Source organism: Planococcus sp. NCCP-2050, assembly GCF_023708025.1.
GTDB lineage: Bacteria > Bacillota > Bacilli > Bacillales_A > Planococcaceae > Planococcus.
On record NZ_BRCX01000001.1, the window covers coordinates 1,370,980 to 1,385,439 of the forward strand.

Annotated in this window: 16 protein-coding genes; 8 read left to right on the forward strand and 8 right to left on the reverse strand. The window is 43.6% G+C overall.

The window, feature by feature from the left end; all coding sequences use genetic code 11:
* Positions 1 to 113: 113 nt before the first annotated feature.
* The 6 genes from NFU07_RS06705 to NFU07_RS06730 all read left to right on the forward strand — a co-directional run bounded on the left by NFU07_RS06705 (position 114) and on the right by NFU07_RS06730 (position 6,263).
* Positions 114 to 1,055, forward strand: coding sequence for a glycosyltransferase family 2 protein (locus tag NFU07_RS06705; RefSeq protein WP_251476064.1), 942 nt, complete (start codon positions 114 to 116; stop codon positions 1,053 to 1,055).
* The gene (locus NFU07_RS06710) at positions 1,042 to 1,452 is read left to right on the forward strand and encodes a GtrA family protein (RefSeq protein WP_251476066.1); all 411 of its coding nucleotides are present in this window, start codon (positions 1,042 to 1,044) and stop codon (positions 1,450 to 1,452) included. The genes NFU07_RS06705 and NFU07_RS06710 overlap by 14 nt, the downstream gene beginning before the upstream one ends.
* Positions 1,453 to 1,456: 4 nt before the next feature.
* Positions 1,457 to 4,039: a YfhO family protein gene (locus NFU07_RS06715; protein WP_251476067.1), complete on the forward strand. Its 2,583-nt coding sequence runs from the start codon at positions 1,457 to 1,459 to the stop codon at positions 4,037 to 4,039.
* 119 nt (positions 4,040 to 4,158) lie between these two features.
* Positions 4,159 to 4,743, forward strand: coding sequence for a superoxide dismutase family protein (locus tag NFU07_RS06720; protein WP_251476069.1), 585 nt, complete (start codon positions 4,159 to 4,161; stop codon positions 4,741 to 4,743).
* Between the two features lie 123 nt (positions 4,744 to 4,866).
* The gene (locus NFU07_RS06725; protein ID WP_235197280.1) at positions 4,867 to 5,742 is read left to right on the forward strand and encodes an SDR family oxidoreductase; all 876 of its coding nucleotides are present in this window, start codon (positions 4,867 to 4,869) and stop codon (positions 5,740 to 5,742) included.
* 125 nt (positions 5,743 to 5,867) lie between these two features.
* Positions 5,868 to 6,263 carry a DUF2512 family protein gene (locus tag NFU07_RS06730; protein ID WP_251476071.1) on the forward strand — a complete coding sequence of 132 codons (396 nt, stop codon included), beginning with the start codon at positions 5,868 to 5,870 and terminating at the stop codon, positions 6,261 to 6,263.
* A 40-nt stretch (positions 6,264 to 6,303) separates the two neighbouring features.
* On the opposite strand, the gene NFU07_RS06735 is transcribed toward NFU07_RS06730, so the two are convergent.
* The 4 genes from NFU07_RS06735 to NFU07_RS06750 form a co-directional block, all read right to left on the reverse strand.
* Positions 6,304 to 6,999 carry a YqjF family protein gene (locus NFU07_RS06735; protein ID WP_251476073.1) on the reverse strand — a complete coding sequence of 232 codons (696 nt, stop codon included), beginning with the start codon at positions 6,997 to 6,999 and terminating at the stop codon, positions 6,304 to 6,306.
* 60 nt (positions 7,000 to 7,059) lie between these two features.
* The gene (locus NFU07_RS06740) at positions 7,060 to 7,884 is read right to left on the reverse strand and encodes a manganese catalase (protein ID WP_251476075.1); all 825 of its coding nucleotides are present in this window, start codon (positions 7,882 to 7,884) and stop codon (positions 7,060 to 7,062) included.
* Positions 7,885 to 7,948: 64 nt separating this feature from the next.
* Positions 7,949 to 8,200, reverse strand: a complete 252-nt coding sequence (locus NFU07_RS06745; protein ID WP_251476077.1) for a hypothetical protein — start codon at positions 8,198 to 8,200, stop codon at positions 7,949 to 7,951.
* 181 nt (positions 8,201 to 8,381) lie between these two features.
* Positions 8,382 to 8,801: an organic hydroperoxide resistance protein gene (locus NFU07_RS06750; protein WP_251476079.1), complete on the reverse strand. Its 420-nt coding sequence runs from the start codon at positions 8,799 to 8,801 to the stop codon at positions 8,382 to 8,384.
* A 205-nt stretch (positions 8,802 to 9,006) separates the two neighbouring features.
* Between NFU07_RS06750 and NFU07_RS06755 the strand changes: the two genes are divergently transcribed.
* Both NFU07_RS06755 and NFU07_RS06760 read left to right on the forward strand, forming a co-directional pair.
* Complete coding sequence (locus NFU07_RS06755) at positions 9,007 to 9,711, forward strand: type 1 glutamine amidotransferase domain-containing protein (RefSeq protein WP_251476081.1); 705 nt, start codon at positions 9,007 to 9,009, stop codon at positions 9,709 to 9,711.
* 56 nt (positions 9,712 to 9,767) lie between these two features.
* Entirely contained in the window at positions 9,768 to 9,977 is a 210-nt protein-coding gene (locus NFU07_RS06760; RefSeq protein ID WP_251476083.1) for a preprotein translocase subunit SecE, read from the forward strand.
* 76 nt (positions 9,978 to 10,053) lie between these two features.
* Here NFU07_RS06760 and NFU07_RS06765 read toward each other — a convergent pair whose 3' ends face one another.
* The 4 genes from NFU07_RS06765 to NFU07_RS06780 all read right to left on the reverse strand — a co-directional run bounded on the left by NFU07_RS06765 (position 10,054) and on the right by NFU07_RS06780 (position 14,350).
* Positions 10,054 to 11,250 (reverse strand): S1C family serine protease, encoded by a 1,197-nt coding sequence (locus tag NFU07_RS06765; protein ID WP_251476085.1) that lies wholly within the window; start codon positions 11,248 to 11,250, stop codon positions 10,054 to 10,056.
* Positions 11,251 to 11,263: 13 nt separating this feature from the next.
* Positions 11,264 to 12,133 carry a peptidylprolyl isomerase gene (locus tag NFU07_RS06770; RefSeq protein WP_251476087.1) on the reverse strand — a complete coding sequence of 290 codons (870 nt, stop codon included), beginning with the start codon at positions 12,131 to 12,133 and terminating at the stop codon, positions 11,264 to 11,266.
* Between the two features lie 146 nt (positions 12,134 to 12,279).
* A complete protein-coding gene (locus tag NFU07_RS06775; protein ID WP_251476089.1) occupies positions 12,280 to 13,686 on the reverse strand; it encodes a sensor histidine kinase in 1,407 nt (468 codons plus the stop codon).
* Positions 13,667 to 14,350: a response regulator transcription factor gene (locus NFU07_RS06780; protein WP_251476091.1), complete on the reverse strand. Its 684-nt coding sequence runs from the start codon at positions 14,348 to 14,350 to the stop codon at positions 13,667 to 13,669. The genes NFU07_RS06775 and NFU07_RS06780 overlap by 20 nt, the downstream gene beginning before the upstream one ends.
* Positions 14,351 to 14,460 lie beyond the last annotated feature (110 nt).

Below are 14,460 nucleotides of genomic sequence, written 5' to 3' on the forward strand. Positions count from 1 at the left end.
TAAAATTATTCTGTAAAGCTTTTGCGGAAAGAAAAATGCAAGCATATTTTTAAAGCGGGAAGGGTAAACAGAATCATAGAGAAATACGATACATACTGAAAGGGGAATGCGATATGAAACTGGTCTCCATCGTAGTTCCGGCATTTAATGAAGAAGCCAATATTCCACGGATGTTCAACCGGCTGGCCGAGGAACTCGAACCGCTTCCTTACCATTATGAAATTATGTTCATCAATGACGGCAGCCGAGACGGTACCCTTCAAGAGATTTTAAAATTGGCTGAGAAACATCCGAATGTCAAATACATTTCGCTGACAAGAAATTTCGGAAAGGAATCCGCGATCCTTGCCGGCTTGAGCCGCATCAAAGGAGACGCGGCTATTTTGATGGACAGCGACCTGCAGCATCCGCCTCAAATGATCGGGGAAATGATCGCCGGTTTTGAAGAAGGATTTCATCAAGTTGTAGCCAAACGTTCCCGCAGCGGTGAATCGAAAATGCGAAGCTTGCTTTCTTCCGCCTATTACAAAATCGTCAATTCCATCACCGACGTTGATTTTGTCGACGGTGAAGGAGATTTCCGGTTATTGAGCCGAAAAGCAATCAATTCCATCTTGGCCCTTAGCGAAAGCAATCGATTCTCGAAAGGAATCTACTCTTGGATTGGTTTGAGTAAAAAAATCATTTGCTATGACAATGTGCTGAGAAGCGAAGGATCGTCAAAATGGTCCTTCGGCAGTTTGGTCAATTACGGCATCGACGGCATTATTTCATTTAATTTAAAGCCGCTCCGCGTCTGTTTTTACACCGGATTTCTCGTCCTATTCCTTTCCATCATCTATATTATTTGGACTTTTTATCAAATCATGCAAAATGGAAATAGCGCCCCCGGTTATTTCACAACGATCACTGCTATTCTTTTTTTAGGAGGCATTCAATTGATTAGCCTTGGAGTAATCGGTGAATACATTGGCCGCATCTACAATGAAACAAAGCAGCGGCCGAATTTCTTGATCGACGTCAGCAATGTGGATGAATATGATGAACTTCAATAAACTGAATACGGAATTCACTCGTTTCGTCGTTGTCGGTGTCATCAACACACTCACGTATTACAGTATTTATCTTGTTTTGCATAATCTGTTTTCCTTGCCTTATATGGCAGCGCATCTGATCGGTTTTTTCATCAGCTTGAACATCTCATTTTTCTTGAATTGTTATGTAACCTATAAAATTAAACCTACGTTGAAAAAGTATTTGTATTTTCCGCTTACTCAAGTAGTGAATATTTCCGTATCCACTTTTTTAGTATTTGTTTTTGTGGAATGGCTGCAACTGGACAGCAACATTGCTCCGTTTGCTGCAGTCATATTTACTGTGCCCATCACATTTGTCATTTCCAGCAAAATTTTAAAAGGCACAGCAACACCAAAATTCGCAAAAAGACGGTGAATCTATGCGCAGTCGTTTCTTCAATCTGTATTTATTGTCCGGCAGCTTCTTTTTAGCGTTCGTTGCTCATGCGGTCTTTTTTTATCAATGGACACGCAGCCACTTTATGGTCGGCATCGATGACGGCAGTTCGCAGATGCTTCCTTTCAAAAAGTTATTGTATGACCAGTACACTTCCGGGGAATTTTTCTATTCTTTCGATTTCGGGCTAGGAGCCGGAACGTTCAGCGAGCTTTCCTATTACTTCTCGACATCCATTGTCTTTTTGGTAAGCGTCTTTATTGTTTTTCTGCTTGAAACGATCGGCCTTATCCAGTCCGCTGATATTCTGTTTTGGGCGAATGCCGCTGTCTTCATCAGCATCGTCCGCCTCACTTTTATTTTGTTCATTGTGACGAGGCTGTTTATGTATATGAAAATCCCATGGATTTCGGCTTTGCTTGGCGCCTCTATCTACGGCATATCGGGCATGTATTTCCGCCATACGGTATACTGGGAGTTTTTTGCAGACGCCTTTCTCTGGCTGCCTTTATTAATTCTTGGCATCGAGAAGGTTTTCCGTGAACAGAAACCTGGCTGGTTTTTGCTGGCTGTTTCAATTTCCATGATTGATAATTTCTATTTTTCGTATATTAACTTTTTGTTAGCTGCGATTTATATCGCAGTTCGGTTATTCATCCCGCTTTCAGCTGGAGAGACAAAACGCTTACACGCTTTATGGACGTTCCTTTGGGCTGGGTTGCTTGGTTTTGGCATCAGTGCTGTTTCTTTCATACCAGCGGTTTATGCATTTTTAAATAACCATCGCCCTGCTTTTGAACAGGAAATCGCTCGGTTGGACTTTACCGATAATATTCTATTTACAAGCCGCTATATTGTGCTGCCAGCAATTTTTGTTTTAATGTTATTTATGGGGCGCCTTTACCGAAACCGGACATTCCGTTTGTTTGCGATTCTTGCGGCAATCGGTATCCTTCTTCATTTCAGTCCATTAGCGGCCAGTATATTCAATGGCTTTTCAGCCCCTCAATTCCGGTGGGAATATTTTCTTTCTCTGATGGTTGGTGGTGCAATTGCTGTGGGGCTTCGTGAATTGCCTAATATTACAGGAAGGCAATTTTTAGCCGCTTCTCTTATCACGTTATTCCTATTCGTCTATACGGGTGTTGCAGACGAACTTTTCGAATGGCAATCATTATCCACGATCCTTGTATTCATAAGCCTTTTGATAAGCTTACTTTTCAGCTACTCCCTCATCAAATGGAAATCTGTCCGGATTCGAAATGCCTTTATCGCCTTTCTCCTGGTTTTTCTCCTCGGCTTTGCAAACCTCTATCAAGTCGAGAAGTTGCTTGAAACCGGACGAATTGGGCAAGTGAGTGAAGAATTATTGACCGGATCCGAATATGACAATGCCGAAATCAGGGAGCTTCTGGCTCAAATCAACAATCAGGAACCAAGCGGAAATTATCGCATCGAATGGATGGAAGGTGTGAGAAATAATACGCCTATTGTCCAGGACTTCCGCGGATTGAGCGCTTATTCCAGCATCCTCAATAAAAATCTGCTGTACTTTTATCTATATGATTTGGAAATCGATATGGGCCGCGAAAGTGTCAGCCGCTATGCAACACTCGGCAAACGCACCAACCTTTACAGCCTGCTGCAAGGAAAATACATCATCTTGCCAAAAGACGACAGCAACATCCCTTATGGATTTACTGAAGCTTTTTCTTCTGACCATTACACGGTTTATGAAAACCCATTTGTTCTGCCTTTCGCCCGCACAGCTTCTGCCGTTTATCAAGAGCAGCAACTGGCAGATGCTCCAATATTAATGCGTGAACATGCCATGCTGGCTGGCGTCGTACTTGATGGCACTGGCGGGCAAGATGAATTACTGGAAATTCAGAACAAGGCGGATAGATTCGAAATAGTCGAAGCTGATGCCCTTTATGAAGATGGCGTTCTGGAAATTACAGAGGATGAAGGCGGATTGGATTTCATCCGAAAGAATTCTGCCTTTACGGATGGCGACTTGTACATCTCGTTCCATCTGGAAAATTTTGCAGCTTCGTCCGGATTCCCATTAAAAATCAACGATTATTACACTACGCGGAAAGCAAATGACTCCATTTACCGGACCTTTGTGGATGATTTGACCATCCGTACTGAAGCGGCGGAAAAAATATCTTTACGTCTTCCGAAAGGAAGCTATGCATTAAGTGATATTGAGATTTACGAAGAGCCATACGATCTATTAAAAAAGCAAACAGAAAAAGAATCAGGTCTAAGCCAACTCGACATTGATGGCAGTTCAGTTGAAATGGTATACGACAATCAAGAAGAAGCACCCTATTTAACGACTGCCATTCCTTTTGAAAGAGGTTGGCGTGCTGAAGTCAATGAAAAAGAAGTCAATGTATTAAAAGCCAATTACGCTTTTGCGGCAGTGCCTCTTGAAAAAGGAAGAAACGAGATTTCGTTTAGCTATCGCCCTCCATTCTTTAAGGCTTCACTGATTGTATCCGTGCTGTCTTTAGCCGCCAGCCTGTTTCTTTTATTCGGCCGCAAAAGGCGCCCCTAATTATCTAGCAGCTTTTTAAATTTACTCCTACAAAAGAAGTGCTTTAGGCGAAAAGAGTTTATTTTCATATGAAAATGTGTAATGAGAGAATAAACCAATTTCAAATAAGGGGTGATCAGATGAAGCGTTGGTTCATGCTTGTGCTGGCAATCGCATTTCTTCTTATTCTCGCAGCCTGCGGAAACGATAATTCAGAAACGGAACCGGCCACTGAAACAGATGGTGCCACAGAAGTCGAAGACGAGAACGTAAATGAAGGCGAAGAAAATCCGCCGAACGGTGAGGAAGCCGAAGACAATTCAGATGAGGGGTCCAGCGAAGATTTAATGTTCGTAACGGTCGATTTGATGAATTCGGACGGCGATGCGATCGGAACGGCAGAAATTAATGATGAAGAAAACGGCGTTACCGTGGTACTTGATTTGACAGACCTTGAAACGGGTACACATAAAGTGCAATTTCTGGATGCCGGAAAATGCGAAGTCCCTGACTTCCAAACAGCCGGTGAAGTGTATGGAGAAGAATTGCCATCAGTTGATGTTGGCGATGATGGGACGGTACAAGAAGAACTGACAGCTGAAGGATTCACCTTAAAAACAGAGGAAGAAAATTCCTTACTGCAAGAAGGCGGTACTTCATTGGTCCTTGAATCCGAAGAATCCAGCGAGCGCGTCGCATGCGGCGTTGTCACAGGAGAAAACTAAAGGAGCGGCTTGCCGCTCTTTTTTTGTTGGACTGATTTGCCCCTGCTTGTTTGCCTATCAGCGTTTATCCGCATCTAATTGGGGAATAAATAAATTAGACATTATTTCAAGGAGGACTTTTACATGGCAGAAGATAAATTCGAAAAAATCGATGAACAAGTAGACCCTCAAGAACAAGAGAGACAGCCTGGATTTGAAAATGACATGTCTCCGGAACCTATTTATGACGATAAAGATTATAAAGGGGCAGGCAAACTGGAAGGGAAAGTGGCATTAATTACCGGAGGCGATAGCGGAATTGGCCGGGCGGTCGCAATCGCATTCGCTAAAGAAGGCGCTAATGTCGCCATTGCTTATCTGGATGAACACGAAGATGCAGAAAAAACGGTGAAAGAAATCGAATCTTACGGCGTGAAAGCCTTTAAATCGGCGACGGATGTATCCGACGTTGAAAACTGCAACCAACTGGTCGTGGATGTCATTTCAGAATTTGGCCAACTGAATGTTTTAGTTAATAATGCTGGCAAGCAATTCCCGCAAGATGATTTCTTGAACATCTCACCTGATCAATTGATGGAGACGTTCACAACGAATATTTTCAGTATGTTCTACTTGAGCCAAGCAGCTATTCCGCATATGCAAAAAGGAGATTCGATTATTAACACATCATCGGTCACTGCTTATCGCGGTTCCTCTGAACTGATCGATTATTCGGCGACCAAAGGTGCCATTACGACTTTCACCCGTTCATTGTCGCAAAGCTTAAGCGATAAAGGAATCCGGGTAAATTCTGTAGCTCCCGGACCTATTTGGACACCGTTGATTCCGGCTTCTTTCGACGCTGAAAAAGTAGGCGTGCATGGCGGCGATACACCAATGGAACGGAGAGGCCAGCCATCTGAGGTAGCTCCAGCTTACGTTTATTTCGCTTCAAAAGATTCAACTTACGTTACGGGGCAAGCCATTCATGTCAACGGAGGCGACTTCATTTCTTCTTAAACTTTCGCGAAAACCCAGTCTTCTTGGAAGACTGGGTTTTCTTTGGAAAAAACTTGTTATTTATAGGATTGTTTGATTTCATTTCGGGTAAAACGAAGTAAGAACGCTGCAGGGAGGTGACAGAATTGAGATATATTGAAGCAATCCTTATGAAATTCGCGATGGTCTTCGCCGTATTATTTGTGATACTCGGCCTTGTCTACGGAATCGAATTGATCGATATTTTCTTAATCAGCCTCGTGATAACCGTCGTTGGCTTTATCGGGGATTTGGTGATTTACCCAAGAACTTCGAACAAAATTGCAACAGGCGGCGATTTGGTTCTTGTATTCTTGCTCGTCTGGCTGCTCGGGATGGTCTGGATCGAGAATCCGGAATCTTCATTAATCATGCCAGCTATCTTTTCTGCAATCATTATTGCTATCGGCGAATGGTTCTTCCATATCTACCTAACGAAGCGTGTATGGGAACGCAAAGAAACTTCTCACACCACCACCCATGATGAACCGAGACAATCTTAATATGAAATAAAAGCTGACGAAGAAGATACTTCGGCAGCTTTTATTTTTCAATTACTGGCGGATAAAATAACACTTTTACGGGTTTTGCATAATGGGAAATCGCTTTTTCTTGGTGCAGGTCTTTCGCCAGAAAGTTGGCCATCGTATTGACTTCAATTTCCCCTTCTACATAATGCAAATTCCAAGGTATATGGCTAATATCCACGCGCAATAGGTTTTTCTGCGGCTTTGTCCATAAACAATAGCGTTCGGTCAGCCAGTGTTCAAATGGATTCGATTGAATGGGCTTTGAAACTACACGGAATTTTAAATGTAGCGATTCCGGAAAAGAACCTTTATGTGTTCTGTTGCTGGTGAATTCCCACTGCCCTTTATGTTGATCATATTCCATATCCGCATGGCGGTAAGGCAGAAACCCGCCTGTTCCTGCAGCTTTGACAGCTAAAAAACTGTCTGCATCTAAAGAGAAGAAATAGACGCCTGTCCGCCCTTTATATTTCACATAAGTCCTGACATTCAATTCGTTATAGGATTCCACGGTCGGAATCGGCGGCGTAAACCTGCCCCGGGTCTTTTCCGCTTTGAACAAAACCAAGCTGATCCAGACTGTCCCATTAAATTCATCGATTTCCAGCTCTTCTGGTATTTTATACCGCAAAGATTCTGCTGAAACCGGCCAGTGAAGAAAAACTACATGATGCCATTCCTGTTTCATTGCCCATGGTGCGTTAGCCATCCACTCATCTCCCATAATAAAACAAGCCTCTTTTTAAAAGAGGCTTGTGTCTTTTTGCCATTATTTCATATCTTCAGCCGGAAGTGTATCATGTGCTTCTGGAGGAGCTGGCTTTAATACTGGGCGGCCACTCAAAGGCGCGGGTTTTTCCACCGTAATCGGATGGCCATCCGGTGCCGGTTGGCTGACCCATGGCAATTGAGAAGCTGTGCTTGTTTCTGGATTTGTATAAAGAATATGCGAGAACTCTGTCGCTTCCCATTCTGGCGGTATAGTTGAAGGAACGATAGGACCTTCTTTCGCTTCTAAATCCTTAATCGCTGCTAACCATTGGTTTTGGTGCATGGTGTCGCGTGCGATAAGGAATGAGAATAGATCTTTTACACCACGATCATCAGTCATGCTGTAAAGTCTTGCAACTTGCAGGCGTCCTTGCGACTCCGCATTAACATTGGCACGGAAATCCGCCAACAAGTTACCGCTTGCTACAATATAGCCGGCATTCCATGGAACACCGTTGCTGTCTTTAGGAGATGCCCCTAAACCGTGAACGATGGCATGCTGCGGATTCATACCGCCCATAATCGCTCCAATGATTGGATCTTGTGCCGCTTTTTCCTGTTCATAAACTGGTGCACCTTCTAGTAAACGGGCTACCATCGTAGCAAGTAATTCAATATGCCCTAATTCCTGTGTACCGGTATCCATTAATAAGTCACGATATTTCTCGTTGCCTCTCGTGCTCCATCCTTGGAATAAGTATTGCATCGCTACGGACATTTCACCGAATTGCCCACCGATCAGTTCTTGGACCTTTTTAGCAAATACCGGATCTGGAGAGTCCGGTTTTGAATGGTATTGAAGTTCGCCAGTGTGAAAGAACATGTATAAAAACCTCCTGTATATTTTGGTTTAATTGGAGTTGATTTAGTTGGAGTCTAAGCGGCTTTCACCGTTTATCTGAGGAAACATCAGCTGGGTGTCCGCCATCATAATCCGAATCGTTGCCTCCGGCATTAAATGGGTCATCGCTTATTTTGCCACTGCTGTTCTTTTCTGTAGAATTTCTTTCGGGTTGCCCTCTCTCGGTAATGGAGGATTTTTCTTCGTCGCTAGAGGTATATCTGTTGTTCCCGGATTCTCTTTTTTCATGTTCCACGTCTTTTAATTTCTTTTCATGGTCTCTTTGGTTCTTCTCCATCCTTTTTCCTCCTTTCTTGAATTTAAATGCACATTATGTGAATACCCTTCACTTCCTTATTAAAACCATTTAATGTATTTTGATAACCTTTTAATCTAAGAGTCATAAACCTATATGTGTTTTACACAAAAAAGCCGTTGGAATTGTTAAAATCTCCAAACGGCTTTTGTAAGGCTATGGTTTAATTCACTTTTAATTCGACATCAATATTTCCTCTTGTAGCTTTTGAATACGGACATACTTGATGAGCGGCTTCCACAAGTTCTTCCGCTTTCTCTTGGTCCACACCTTGAACCGATACATTCAATGTCACGGCAATTTTATAGCCGCCGTCAGATTCGTCTTTTAAAAAGTGGACATCCGCTTTAACTGATGTGCTCGATACGTCCGCTTTTTGTTTACGGATCACTAAATTCAAAGCGCCATCAAAGCAAGCTGAGTATCCGGCTGCAAAAAGCTGCTCAGGGTTAGTTCCTTCCCCGCCCGGTCCTCCTAATTCTTTGGGTGAAACAAGCTGCATATCAATGATATTGTCTTCAGATACCACTCTTCCTGATCTTCCTCCGGTTGCAATTACAGATGTAGTGAATAATGCTGACATTTTCTCATCCTCTTTCCTGTTTTTATTTTTCCAAATAATTAGATAACAAATCAAACGTACTGGTTTTTTTGCTAGGAGTCAATGATTTTGATTTTTTGACGCACTGGAAAAAATCTGACAAGCTCTGAGGCTTTGGGGAACGTTTCAGCTTCCTGCGAAAGGGTAAATGAACAAATAGATTAGATTCTCTGAGGAGGAAAACATAATGGCAAAAGTATTAGCAGTCCTTTCCAATGGACATGTGAACGAAGAACATAATTACGTTACAGGATGGTGGGCAGAGGAATTATTCGCTCCCGTATTGGAACTGGAAAAAGAAGGCCATATTGTCGGGCTGGCTTCGCCAAAAGGCGGAAAACCTGTGGTCGATCCGCTTAGCCTCAGCAAAGAGTACGATCCGGACGGAAAATACAAAGAATTATATGAACGCGGAATTGCTGATAAAACGACTCCGATTGTTGACGTCAAAGCGAGCGATTATGATGCAATCTTCATCGTTGGCGGCCACGGGGCCATGTTTGACCTTGCGCACGATGAAGATTTGCAAGCCGTCATTAACATCATCTACGATATGGGCGGCATCGTATCCGCTGTGTGCCACGGGCCTGCGCCGCTTGTCTATACGAAGTTAAGAAACGGCAAAGGCATTTTGGAAGGATTGAAAGTGACGGGCTATCCAAACAAAATGGAACCTAAAGAAGTGGATGGGTTATTGCCATTCAGCTTAGAAGATGAATTGAGAAAAATTGCGGATTATTCAGATGGCTCTGATGAAAAAGAGTATGTGGTTTGGGGAAGCGAACAAATCCTCACAGGGCGTGATCCTCAGTCTTCTCCTTTATTCGGCCGGGAACTTGCCAAAAAGTTAACCAGCCTTGAAGAAAAGGAAGAAGAGAAGTTCTTTGATTAAAAACCTTTGTTTAAGGGTATTGGATTATAACGAGATAGACTTGAGGAGGTAATATGATGAGCGAAAAAGATCCTAAAGAAGAAAAGTATATGAAAGAAAATGAAGAAACGATGCAACGCCCTCCAGCTCAAAAAGAAGGGCTGCAAGAACCTCGAACGACTGGCTATCGTCCGGTACAAATCGGAATCGTGATTTTTGTCATTCTTGTGATAGCTATCATTATTTGGGGAATCAGTTCCAATATGTGGGGACTTTTCAGTAATTAATCCCTTGTATATTTCCAGAAAAGAATAATAACTTGCCATAAAAAAGCTGCCGAAGTCATTCGGCAGCTTTTTCTTTTTATAGGCTTTCAGTCAATTCAACTTCAAATTCCTGTATTTTTCCGTCTCTGTAGACCTTCACTTTTAACGTATCGCCAATTTCGCTTTCATTGTATAAATGCTGGCGAAGCTCCATGACTGAATTGACAGCTTCCCCGTCCATTTCCACAATGACGTCGTACGCTTCTATTCCCGCTTTCGCTGCACCGGAGCCATCCGCAACAGATTGAACAACGATGCCGCCCTTGACATCAGCTGGCAAATTCAGTTCACTTTCCCGGTATTGCTGCGGAATATCGGCTAAGTCCATAATGCCGACACCAATTGAGGGACGCTCCACTTCGCCTTTCGATTCCAAATCTTCGATGATCGGAATGGCTGAATTAATCGGAATGGCTAAACCGATTCCTTCGACTGCATCTTGGGCGATTTTCATCGAGTTGATTCCGATTAATTGGCCAAGGCTATTGATCAAAGCGCCGCCGCTGTTTCCTGGATTGATCGCGGCATCCGTCTGGATAACTTCAGACTGCCAATCTTCTTTGCCGTCTTGGTTAATATCAATCGGAATTAACCGCTCAGTTCCGGAAATGACGCCCGTTGTAACCGAACCCGAAAATTGAAGGCCGAGTGGATTGCCGATTGCGATAACCGGCTCTCCTGCTTTTAACACAGAAGAATCGCCGAACTCTGCCACCGTCTCAATGCTGTCTCCTGCCACTTTTAAAACGGCTAAATCTGTCCAGGCATCTGTCCCTAATACTTCCGCTTCCAATTCGGTTTCATCCGCCAATGTCACTACTACCTGTTCAGCACCTTCGACCACGTGGTTATTCGTCACGATATAAGCCGATTCACCGTCTTTTTTATAAATGACGCCGGAACCCACACCTGCCTCTTTAGCCTCAGCATCCGCGGCCGGCATAAAAGGGTTTAGTTGCGCTTTCTGAAGATTGGAAACCCCGACTACAGCTCCCGAAGTCTGTTCAACTGTTTCCGTCACGTCGGTCGTAACAATCTGGGAAACATTCTGGACATGCTCAGACGCTTCTGTAGTGGAAGTGCCGTTTACAGCTGATTCGGTAGCTTGCTCATTGTCTGTAAAGCCCGGGAGCACTACTCCGACAAGGAGCGCCCCTGCAATCAATCCGCTAAAACTTGAAGCGAAATAGCCGCTGCGTTTTTTCTTCGGTTCACTTGAATTATAGTATCCCATTGATGATTCCTCCTCAGTTTAATGTATTTTCAATTTCATAGGATTCTTGTTTTTCTGCAATCCACGATGTATATTCCGCGTTCAACTTTTGATCGAAAAGCAATTCTTTGATTTGATCTCTGCTGTCTTCAAGCGTCGCCTCCGCCGCTTCTTTTTTATCTGTCACTTGTATGATATGGAAGCCGAAATCCGTTTCTACCGGCTCGCTAATTTCATCGACGTTCATAGAAAATGCCGCTTCTTCGAATTCAACTGCCATTTCGCCAGTCCCAAAGAACCCAAGCTCTCCGCCGTTTTGGGCTGTTGCCGCATCTGTTGAATATTCTTTAGCCAATTCAGCAAAATCTCCGCCATCCGCTAGTTTGCCTTTTACTTCATCAGCTTCTTCTTTGGTTGCTGTAAGTATATGGCTTGCTTCCACTTGAGCAGGCTGTGCCAAGCTTTCCTTGTTTTCTTTAAAATAGCTTTCAATTTCTTCTTCCGTCACTTCAATATCCGGACCAAGCAGTTTTTCGATTTTTACATAGGTTTCCATTTCGTTTGTCAAATCTTCCATGGTCATTCCGCTCGATTCCACGGCTGCAGCTAATGCTTCTTCCCCACCATATGATTTTTCATAGACGGCCATTTCTTGATCTAATTCTTCCTGAGTTACTTTTATATTCGCTTTTTCAGCTTCTTGCTTCAGAATTTCATCGGTGATCATGGCGTTCAGTGCATCAGGTCCTGCCGTTTTTACCAATTCTTCATAAAATGCGTCCTTCTCAATTTCTTTGCCATTTACTGTCGCAACCGCTTCAGAATCTCCATTCATGAATCCGGCAATTAAAAAAATTGCTGATGCTGCGATGATGCCAATTGCGATATATACTGCTTGTTTCATATTCAGCCCTCTTTCTTTTCCTGTTAACAACACTTTACCAAGCAATTATGAACAAACTATGACCGAAGTTTTAACAGAGATGTAAAGTTGAAGAGCCCGCGAAGAAAAGAATGCTTTTCTTCGCGGGCTCTTATGGAAAACTGGTTTCAAGCTTTTTTGTGGGGAAGTTGAATACTGAACTTCGTTCCTTTGCCTTTTTCGCTTTCTACTTGAATATCCCCGTCATGCAAAGTGACAAGCTGTCTCACGATGGAAAGGCCTAAGCCAAATTGGCCGCTGCCTCTTGAAAGATCGGATTTATAAAAGCGCCGCCAAATCAAATCGATTTCCGCAACATCAATGCCAACTCCGTTGTCTTCCACTTCAATCACCATGAATCCCGGCGTACGAAATGACCTTAAAATAATCTGTCCGTTTTCGGTGAACTGGATGCTGTTTCTAACGATATTCGTCAAAATCTGGATCAACCGGTCCATATCTCCGTAAATGACTTGGCCCGGTTCCGTTTCCACCACAATTCGATTGTTCTTCTTGGCAGCTTGCAGCTCAAGCTGTTCCTGAATAATTTCCAGCAGCTCTTCCGCTTCAATCTCCTCTTTTTCCAATTCAACTTGGTTGGAACGGATTTTTTCATAATCCAAGTTCTCATTAACCAGGCGCATAAGGCGCTTCGTCTCATCGCTGACAAGCCGAATTCCTTTTTCCCGCTGGTCTTCTTCGATCATATTATTGCGAAGCCCTTCTATGACCCCTGCTATTGTCGTTAAAGGCGTCCGCATTTCATGCGAAACGTCTGCCATAAACTGGCGCCGCCGATTCTCAAGCCGGTCGATTTCCTCACTGGACTGCCGGAGCTTTCGGGCCATTTGATTGAAGTCTTCCGCCAAATCACCGAATTCATCGAAATTGGATTCAGGCAAGTTTACATCGTAATGGCCTTCACTGATCATCGCCGTCGCTTTTTGCATCCGCTGAAGCCGGCTAACATGCATTTTGGATAATAATAAACTCAAAAGCAATGCAATTGCTAAAGCGATCAAAATGGTGGTCAAAAGGGATTTATTGAGTTCTGAAATCATTTCACTTGTGCCGCTGATCGGTGAAGCAAGAAGCACCCCTCCGACCAACCGGCCGTTATCGACATAAGGCAATGCGACAAACGTGACGGTGCTTTCAAAGCGCTCAACATCCCGTTTAACAACAAGCGTTTCGCCTTGTTCAATCACATTCCATTCATCCCTTGTCAGTTCAACTGTTGGAAAAGCGCCTGAAACCGGGTAGAGAATCCGGCTTTGCTGATCAAAGACGATGAAGTCGATATTCTGTGACCGGAGAATCGGAACAAAGGATTGGATGCCGGTTCCTGGCCGCGACTGCTCAAGCGCTTGAAGAATTTGCTGTCCATAGCTTTCCAGTTCTTCAGCTTTATCTTGGTAGGCAAAGTCTTCGACATAACGGACAAATAACAGGCTCAAAATCAAAAATGCGATGAGCAGAATGCTCAGATGGCTGGCAATTAGCTGATAAAAATACTTAATCCGCAAATTCTTCAAATTTATAGCCAACTCCCCAAACCGTATGGAAAAGCCCTTCTCCACCCGCTATTTTTTTACGGAGCCTCTTAATGTGGACATCCACCGTCCGCTCATCTCCGTAATATTGATATCCCCATACCTGTTCGAGCAATTGCTCCCTGCTGAATACTTGCTTTGGATGCTGCAGGAAAAATACCAATAAGTCGAATTCCTTTGGCGTCAGGCTTTGGACAGCTTCGCCATCTTTCAGCACAGCTCTCGTCTCCTGATTCACTTGAAAATGCCGGGTTTTGATCACATTCGCATGGACCTGATCATTTTTCAGCGACCGCCTTGTCACCGCTTTGATGCGCGCCATTAAGGTCAATGGACTGAAAGGCTTCGTCACATAATCATCCGCACCCATTTCAAAACCAATGACTTGATCCGATTCGCTGTCTTTCGCTGTCAGCATAATGATTGGCACCGCATCGCCCTGTTCGCGGATTTTGCGGCAAAGGGCGATGCCGTCCATTCCTGGGAGCATCCAGTCGAGGATGAGCAAGTCATAATTATTTTCAGTATACATCCGGTATCCTTCTAATCCGTCTGAAGCAAAACTGCCTTCTATTCCTTCTTTTGAAAAAAACAAATCCAGCATCGAGCTGACGCTTGGGTTGTCTTCCACTACCAAAATTTTCATGTCTTACCTCCGCTGCCTGTTTTTATAAAAGTAAATCACATTCGAAAAAGGCGCAAGTGAAACGGAACCCGCACACATAAAAAACCGCTTCAATAAGAAGCGGTTTAAAC